General features: G+C 67.7%; 8 protein-coding genes and 1 pseudogene. 5 read left to right on the forward strand and 4 right to left on the reverse strand.

The features are described 5' to 3' along the window. The first annotated feature begins 70 nt into the window (after window positions 1–70). Window positions 71–886 (forward strand): SDR family oxidoreductase, encoded by an 816-nt coding sequence (locus tag AB0M99_RS34535; RefSeq protein WP_365927628.1) that lies wholly within the window; start codon window positions 71–73, stop codon window positions 884–886. A gap of 29 nt (window positions 887–915) precedes the next feature. Here the strand turns inward: AB0M99_RS34535 and AB0M99_RS34540 are convergent, their stop codons facing one another. Next, complete coding sequence (locus AB0M99_RS34540; protein WP_365927630.1) at window positions 916–1,449, reverse strand: S1 RNA-binding domain-containing protein; 534 nt, start codon at window positions 1,447–1,449, stop codon at window positions 916–918. Between AB0M99_RS34540 and AB0M99_RS34545 the strand changes: the two genes are divergently transcribed. Both AB0M99_RS34545 and AB0M99_RS34550 read left to right on the forward strand, forming a co-directional pair. Then, complete coding sequence (locus AB0M99_RS34545) at window positions 1,410–1,682, forward strand: alpha/beta hydrolase (RefSeq protein ID WP_365927632.1); 273 nt, start codon at window positions 1,410–1,412, stop codon at window positions 1,680–1,682. The genes AB0M99_RS34540 and AB0M99_RS34545 overlap by 40 nt on opposite strands. A gap of 179 nt (window positions 1,683–1,861) precedes the next feature. Then, window positions 1,862–2,293 carry a VOC family protein gene (locus tag AB0M99_RS34550; protein WP_365927633.1) on the forward strand — a complete coding sequence of 144 codons (432 nt, stop codon included), beginning with the start codon at window positions 1,862–1,864 and terminating at the stop codon, window positions 2,291–2,293. A 117-nt stretch (window positions 2,294–2,410) separates the two neighbouring features. On the opposite strand, the pseudogene AB0M99_RS34555 reads toward AB0M99_RS34550, so the two are convergent. Beyond that, window positions 2,411–2,575, reverse strand: a pseudogene (locus tag AB0M99_RS34555) (IS5/IS1182 family transposase); the annotation flags it as partial. 549 nt (window positions 2,576–3,124) lie between these two features. On the opposite strand from AB0M99_RS34555, the gene AB0M99_RS34560 reads away from it, so the two are divergent. Continuing rightward, window positions 3,125–3,598: a hypothetical protein gene (locus AB0M99_RS34560; RefSeq protein WP_365927634.1), complete on the forward strand. Its 474-nt coding sequence runs from the start codon at window positions 3,125–3,127 to the stop codon at window positions 3,596–3,598. Window positions 3,599–3,765: 167 nt separating this feature from the next. Here the strand turns inward: AB0M99_RS34560 and AB0M99_RS34565 are convergent, their stop codons facing one another. Continuing rightward, complete coding sequence (locus tag AB0M99_RS34565) at window positions 3,766–4,713, reverse strand: AraC family transcriptional regulator (RefSeq protein ID WP_365927635.1); 948 nt, start codon at window positions 4,711–4,713, stop codon at window positions 3,766–3,768. 153 nt (window positions 4,714–4,866) lie between these two features. On the opposite strand from AB0M99_RS34565, the gene AB0M99_RS34570 reads away from it, so the two are divergent. Further along, window positions 4,867–5,583 carry an SDR family oxidoreductase gene (locus tag AB0M99_RS34570; protein ID WP_365927637.1) on the forward strand — a complete coding sequence of 239 codons (717 nt, stop codon included), beginning with the start codon at window positions 4,867–4,869 and terminating at the stop codon, window positions 5,581–5,583. A 685-nt stretch (window positions 5,584–6,268) separates the two neighbouring features. Here AB0M99_RS34570 and AB0M99_RS34575 read toward each other — a convergent pair. Continuing rightward, on the reverse strand, window positions 6,269–6,679 hold the full coding sequence (locus tag AB0M99_RS34575; RefSeq protein ID WP_365927639.1) for an RICIN domain-containing protein: 411 nt from the start codon (window positions 6,677–6,679) through the stop codon (window positions 6,269–6,271). Between the last annotated feature and the right edge of the window lie 106 nt (window positions 6,680–6,785).

The following is a 6,785-nucleotide window of genomic DNA, read 5'->3' on the forward strand; positions in this document are numbered from 1 at the left end:
CGACCAGCGCCTGGCCTTCGCGGTAGCAGCGCCGGCCCAGTCGCGCGGGCTGAGGGGCATCATGATCCACATGACTTCCGTAGCGTCTTCCTCGTCCACCGAAGCCTCCCCTTCGGCGCACACCTTCCCGCCGACCGGCCGTCGCGTGCTCGTCAGCGGTGCCTCGCGCGGGCTCGGCCGTGCGCTCGCGCAGGCGTTCGCGGCCAATGGCGACCGGGTGGCCGTCCACTTCGGCTCACGCCGTGAGGATGCCGAGGAGACCCTCGGCTCGCTCCGCGGTACGGGGCACGTGCTCGCCGGCGGCGACCTGTCCACCCCGCACGGTGCGCAGGCCGTCGCCGAGGCGGCGGCCGGAGGGCTCGGCGGGCTGGACGTGCTCGTCAACAACGCCGCCGTGAACCTCCCGCACCCGCTCGCCACCACCTCGTACGAGGACTGGGCGGCGGCCTGGCAGAGTCACGTATCCGTCAACCTCCTCGCCACCGCGAACCTCAGCCACCTCGCAGCTCGCCGGATGATCGAGCAGGGCAGCGGTGGCCGGATCGTCAACGTCGGCTCCCGCGGGGCCTTCCGCGGCGAGCCCGACCACCCGGCGTACGGGGCGACGAAGGCCGCGGTGCACGCGCTGGGCCAGTCCCTCGCCGTGCACCTCGCCCCGCACGGAATCGCGGTCGCCTCCGTCGCACCCGGATTCTTCGAGACGGAGCGGGTCGCGCACCGACTGAGCGGCGCGGAGGGTGAGGCGATCCGTGCCCAGAGCCCCTTCGGGCGGGTGGCGTCGGCGCCCGAGATCGCGGCGGCCGTACTGTGGCTGACCTCACCGGCGGCGGAATGGGCCTCGGGGACGGTTCTGGACCTCAACGGGGCCTCGTACCTGCGTACGTGAGGCCAGTTCACCGGAACGAAGACGGTGGTTCAGTTGTTGCGAGACTTACAGAGATCGATCCACAGCTGTCGAGGCTTGTCGCCGACTCGGACGACCGTCTCTGGATCCTCGACAGGCGTCCAGCTGAGTTCTTGCAGATGGACGAGCCCTTCGATGTCGTCGGTGAGCCGCACGAACACTCCGAACGGGACCAGCTTGGTGACCCGTCCCTGCAGCGTCTGCCCCACTGCGGTGATGTCGGCGAACATCTGGAACGGGTCGGGCTGCGTCGCGCGCAGGGACAGCCTGGCCTCCCCGTTCGTCGTGTCGAACTGAAGGAACTCGCACGTAACGCGCCGGCCCACCTGAACGACGTCCGAAGCTGTCTCGACGTGTCGCCAAGAAAGCTCCGGGATCGTGATGAACCCGACGCCGGGGAAGACCGGATGCTCTGGGCCATCGTCCAGCGCCACGAAAACGCCGAACCGTTCGACCGACGAGATCTGGCCCGACAGCATCTCGCCTGCGCGGAGCGTTTTCAGGAATGCCCAGAGCTCGGGGTTCTCCGTGGCGGCCATGGACATCCAGGCTCGGTGTGAGTTGGGCGCAGGACGTGATCCGCGACCTGTCCGGCTCGACCGCCGTACATGTCCCAGGAATCGGCCACTGGGTGGTCCCGCAGTCGCCCTGCGCGCAAAGCGTGCTGGCCTCGTTCCTCGCTCGCCCGACCGCGCCCGACCGCGCCCGACACCAGTTGCGTGGACGATCTCGAGCCCGGACCGTTCACCACCACCCCGAAATGACGTCCCGTAACTGATCTTTGGCAGCACGAGAGTGGCTGACCGGGATCGCATCCCGGGTTCCCTTTGGGGAGGCACTGACCTCGGTTCACCCCTGCAACCGCACGACACAGCAGCGGGTAGCAGGCGCCTCCTCCCGACATAGTGCGGACCTCCCGACCTGGGAGATGAGCAGGGCTCCTGTTATCGTGCGCCGATGTCAACGATCAAACAGTTCCAAGTGACCTTCGACTGCGCAGAGCCTGCGCGCCTCGCCGCCTTCTGGTGCGAGGTGCTGGGGTACGTCGTACCCACGGTCCCGGAGGGCTTTGCCACGTGGGAGGAGCACCACCGCTCGCTGCCGCCCGAGGATGAGCTCTACTTCGCGTGCACTGATCCCTCGGGTGTGGGCCCGCGCTTGCTCTTCCAGCGAGTTCCCGAAGGCAAGGTCGTCAAGAACCGGGTGCATCTCGATGTGCGGGCCGGCGTCGGGCTCGTGGGTGAGGAGCGCCTGGCCACACTCGAGGCCGAATGCGCACGGCTGATGGCGCTCGGCGCGAAGCACGTGCTGACGCAGCGCGCCGATGGCGTCAACGAGTCGTGCATCACGATGCAGGACATCGAGGGCAACGAGTTCTGCCTCGACTGATTCTCCTCCGAGACTGCGGGGTGGGGACCCGTCTCCGGCCTTGGGGAACATCGGGGCAGCCGATGTTCCCCAAGGCCGGTCTCCCGTGGACTTCTCAGGTCCCGCATGCGGCGGGAGTCATCCCGTGAGAGCGAGGTCGTGGAGGCGGGCAACGCCGTGCATCGCGTGGCGCACACCGTCGCCTCTCAAGCGGCAGTCGCGCAGGATCTTCCAGGTCTTCATACGGGCCAAGACGTGCTCGACGCGGGCGCGAACCCGTTTGCGGCTCGTGTTGTGGGCCTCCGCGTGCGGAGTTGGACGCCTACCTGCGGAGCTCTTTCGAGGCGCTAGAGCTCGAACAGGCACGGTTGCTCGCTCAGATACAACGGTGACCTGAATCTGTCACCAGCCGCAAAACGGCGCTCCGTTGGACTGTGGTGTTCCTCGTATGGGTGAACAGATTTCGTACTGCTGCGGCGGCTGAGGCCGGGCGGGGACGATTGGCGAACGTGGTACGGGCGCCGATGGACCTCGATGAGCTGGGTGAGCACTGGACGCTACTGAAAGACGAGCAGTCGCTCGTGGCGGGCAAGCGCGGCGCCTGCGCATTCTGCAATCCGCCCTGGTCCTCGGTGAACCGGAGTGGGCCGACCTGCTCACCCTCTTCGAACGGGGAGGCCTGACCCCGCTGTTCAGGTCTCATGTCCGGCGCTACGGTGAGGTGAACGTCGCCATGGACAGCCGCCTCAGCCTCGCCAGCATGGCTGCCGAAGAGGGAGGGCCCCGGTGGACCGCGCTAGTTCCGACGAGCAACCGACCGGGCTACGCCGAGGGCTCAACGGAATCGGCCGTATGGTGATGGCAGCGGTCACAGCTGTCACCCCGTCTCGGGCCGAGCAGGCGAGGCGGGCCGCGGAGAGACGGCAGGAAGCGGAAGAGCGTGAGGCACTGCGCGTTGCCCGCGCTGCTCAGAACCCGACTGCTCGTGCCGTCTACACACGTAACGCTCTCCTGCACTGGGTGCATCGACAGTACCACCACGGTGAGCGCATTCCAGTCTGTAATGCGTTCATGGAATCTCGCGATTCCTCGTTCGAAGGAATTCCACTGGAATTCGAGGACTTGCGGGAGGCGATGGAATACCTAGCCGAACGAAACCTTGTGGAAGTGATCCACAAGATGAACTGGACGGATCCCGGGCATCGGGAAATCTACACCGCGCACAAGATTTCTCTGACCTATCTCGGACTCGACTGCGCAGAGAGCGGGATGACCGTTTCGGAGTTCCTCTATCCCAGGCTCACGTCAACGGGCGACAAAGATTGACGAACTCGACCTGGCCCAAGCCAGTGAGTGAGTGAGTGAGTGAACAGTGATTCCCGCCAGTCGGATGTCACGCCCGGCGCTCCACCACATCGGGGCCACCGCGAGACCGTAAATCGGCAGTGACCGCCGCTTCCTCATACGCTGCGGTGAAGTCCTGGCCCTCACCGTCAGTCGGATCCGCCTGGCTCGCCGCCTGTCGTCTTGACCTGCTTGCGGTAGGCCCCCGGCGGCGACCCGAAGTGTCGTTTGAAGGCTTTGGCGAAGGCGAACTCCGACGTGTACCCCGTGTCGGTCGCGATTTTGCTCAGCGGGGCCGGCGATCGGTGCAGCAACCGCGCCGCGGTGGCCATCCGCCAGTTGGTCAGGTAGGTCAACGGCGGCTCGCCGACCACCAAGGCGAAGCGGCGGGCGAAGGCCGCGCGTGACAGCCCGGCGCGGGTGCCCAGAGACTCCACGGTCCAGGGATGGCCGGGATCGTCGTGGATCGCCTTCAGGGCCGGGGCGACTGCCGGATCGGTCAGCGCGGCCGCCCAACCCCGGGTCCGCTCCTTCGGCAGTTCGGCGTACCACGACCGCAGGATGTACAGCAGCAGCAGATCGACGAGCGCCGTGACGACCGCGTCCGAGCCCGGCTGCGGCGCGTGGAACTCGGCGCACAGCTGATCGACCGCCGAGCGCAGCACCGGGTGGCGGCCGGGAACCGCGGGGAGGTGGATGACCTCCGGTAGATCACTGAACAGCGGATGCGGGCGATCAACGTCGATCGCGTACGCGCCGCACACCAGCACCGCGTGCGGCCCCGGTCCATCCACGGTGACCTGGCCGATCGGCGAGGAACGGTCCACGCGGTCCGGTACGAAGTCCACCGGATCGCGGTCCGGCTCATCGCACAGGGTGTGTCCGCTGCCGCGCTGCAGGAACACGATGTCGCCGGGCCCGAGCGCGAGCGGTTGGCCGTGCGGTGGGAGCAGGTGGCAGCGCCCTTCCACGACCACGTGGAATCCGGCCCCCGAGATGGGTTGGAACTTCAGGGCCCACGGGGCGTGCGCTTCGGTCCGAGTCACCATCGGGCGTCCCGTGCGCAGGACTTCGAGGGTGTCGCTCAGGATGTCCATAGCACCACTCTAGTACCTGCATGGCGAGACGATATGACTGTGAATCGAGACTGCAAGTCATTCATCGTCTTGATGTGGAGGCGTACGTTCTTGCCATGGCGGTGGCCGAACCCCGGCGCTGCATCGACGAAGTTCAACGAAGGAATGGATGCCATGTCTCTGGCCGGCAAGAAGATCGTGATCATCGGTGGAACCTCCGGCATCGGCTTCGCGGTAGCCCGACAGGCCGCGGCGGCTGGCGCGCACGTCGTGGTCGCCTCCAGCAATCAGGCCCGCGTGGACGCCGCGACGAAGCGGTTGGGCGCGCCGGCCGAAGGCCGCCGCCTGGACGTCGCCGACGGCAACGCCATCGCCGCGTTCTTCGAGCAGGTCGGGGAGTTCGACCACCTCGTCTACACCGCGGGCGAATCCCTGCTGATCAAGCCGGTGGTCGACACCACCCCGCAGGAGGCCAGGGCCGTCTTCGAGCGCCGGTTCTGGGGCGCGTTCCTCTCCGCCAAGTACGCCGCACCGCGACTGCGCGACGGCGGCTCGATCACTTTCAGCTCCGGCGTCCTGGCGATCCGCCCCCTGGCCGGAACCGCGCTCACGGCAGGCATCACCGGCGGCATCGAGGCCCTGTCCCGGGCACTCGCCGTCGAACTCGCCCCTCTGCGCGTCAACGTGATCCAGCCCGGTGTGATCCGCACCGAGCTGTGGGACGGCAGTGTCCCGGACGCGGAGGCCTTCCTCCGGGGCGCCGGGTCCGAGCTGCTCACGCGGCGGGTCGGCACTGCCGAGGAAGCCGCGGCGGCCTATCTCTTCGTCTTGGCCAACGCCTACGTCACCGGCACCACGCTCGCGATAGACGGCGGCGCGGCACTGGTGTGACATAGGCGCCACGCACAACAGCCAACGGAGCAACGCCGCACCGACGCGACGCGACGCGTTCCCTGCCGCGGCAGTCGACGACCCCCTCCACCCGCCCGGCCCCCCAAGGCTCCTGCCGCTGCGCGGGACCCGACCGGACCGGCACGAGTGTGCCCCTCTGCCCGCGGGCGCTCACCGGGTCTCCAATGGGGGCTCGAGAGCGCCCGACGCGCAGGCGGGCGCCGGGGTGCGCCGCGACGGCGAAATCCTCGGCCATGCCCTCGAATGGCGCGGCGGCGGGCCAACTGCCTGCGGCCCGGTGTAGGCGGCCGATGGCGCTCCCAGCGCGCTGGGTACCGGGCACCGGGCCTAAAGGGCTGTCCCGCTATTCGCTCATCCACACCGTTCGTGCGCTACAGCGGCTGACCGGCAAGATTGGGCACATGAACCCGTTTGGGCCCGCCCGCGGATCACGCGTAGGCTCTTGGACCATGTGCCACCACGCGTCCAACGGCGCCTCCGGCACTAGGTGTGCGTCGCGTGCAGGCTCTCCTTCAAGGGCAGCACGTGCCCGATCCGGAAATGGCTGTCGTGAGCAGCTCGTTTAGGGGCCGTGCGCTCCTCGTGGCGGCCTGGGGCGACGGCGTCCAAGACCTGCCGAGTGTCGACAACGCTCGTGATCAATACACCTAGGCCCCTGCCCACGCTACCCACAGGTGGTCGTCGGTGCATACCCTCCCCCGTTCCAGGGCTGCTTGACCCAGAGCTGGTTGTCGCTGGTGTTGTACCGGCAGGGGTAGAAGCCGATGGCCGACCTCCCCGGATCTCCCGTGCCGGGGAGGTCCAGGCAGAGGCCGGGGCTCCGGGTGCTGCGTATCACGAAGTAGTCGGAGGTGACGTGGATCAGGTCGAACCCCTGGTTGTCATCCCAACCGGGAAGGCAGCCCCACTGCTGAAGGGTGCTGCCTTGCGTGGGCGGATCAACTCCGGGCACGTCCACGCACTTGCCCGTCTTCAGGTTGAGGAACTCGATGTTGAATTGGTCCGCCTCCGCCTCTGCCTGCACTGGTGACGCGGCGACCAGTGGCGCAACCACTGCCGCGACTGCGGCCAGCACTCCCGTCCGGATCCCCTCTCTGACAGTCTCGGCTGAGACACCCGGTTTGCCGGGTTAGTCTGGATGGGCGAGACAGGAGATCCCTTCAGCATGGCCAGCACCACCC

This window comes from Streptomyces sp. NPDC051183, from assembly GCF_040682455.1.
Taxonomy (GTDB): domain Bacteria; phylum Actinomycetota; class Actinomycetes; order Streptomycetales; family Streptomycetaceae; genus Streptomyces.

Excerpts from the sequence above, each read along its gene's own strand:
- AB0M99_RS34560 (WP_365927634.1), top strand. The coding sequence starts at position 3,125 with ATGGTGATGGCAGCGGTCACAGCTGTCACCCCGTCTCGGGCCGAGCAG.
- AB0M99_RS34565 (WP_365927635.1), bottom strand. The coding sequence starts at position 4,713 with ATGGACATCCTGAGCGACACCCTCGAAGTCCTGCGCACGGGACGCCCG.
- AB0M99_RS34540 (WP_365927630.1), bottom strand. The coding sequence starts at position 1,449 with ATGTCCATGGCCGCCACGGAGAACCCCGAGCTCTGGGCATTCCTGAAA.
- AB0M99_RS34545 (WP_365927632.1), top strand. The coding sequence starts at position 1,410 with ATGCCCAGAGCTCGGGGTTCTCCGTGGCGGCCATGGACATCCAGGCTC.
- AB0M99_RS34570 (WP_365927637.1), top strand. The coding sequence starts at position 4,867 with ATGTCTCTGGCCGGCAAGAAGATCGTGATCATCGGTGGAACCTCCGGC.
- AB0M99_RS34535 (WP_365927628.1), top strand. The coding sequence starts at position 71 with ATGACTTCCGTAGCGTCTTCCTCGTCCACCGAAGCCTCCCCTTCGGCG.
- AB0M99_RS34550 (WP_365927633.1), top strand. The coding sequence starts at position 1,862 with ATGTCAACGATCAAACAGTTCCAAGTGACCTTCGACTGCGCAGAGCCT.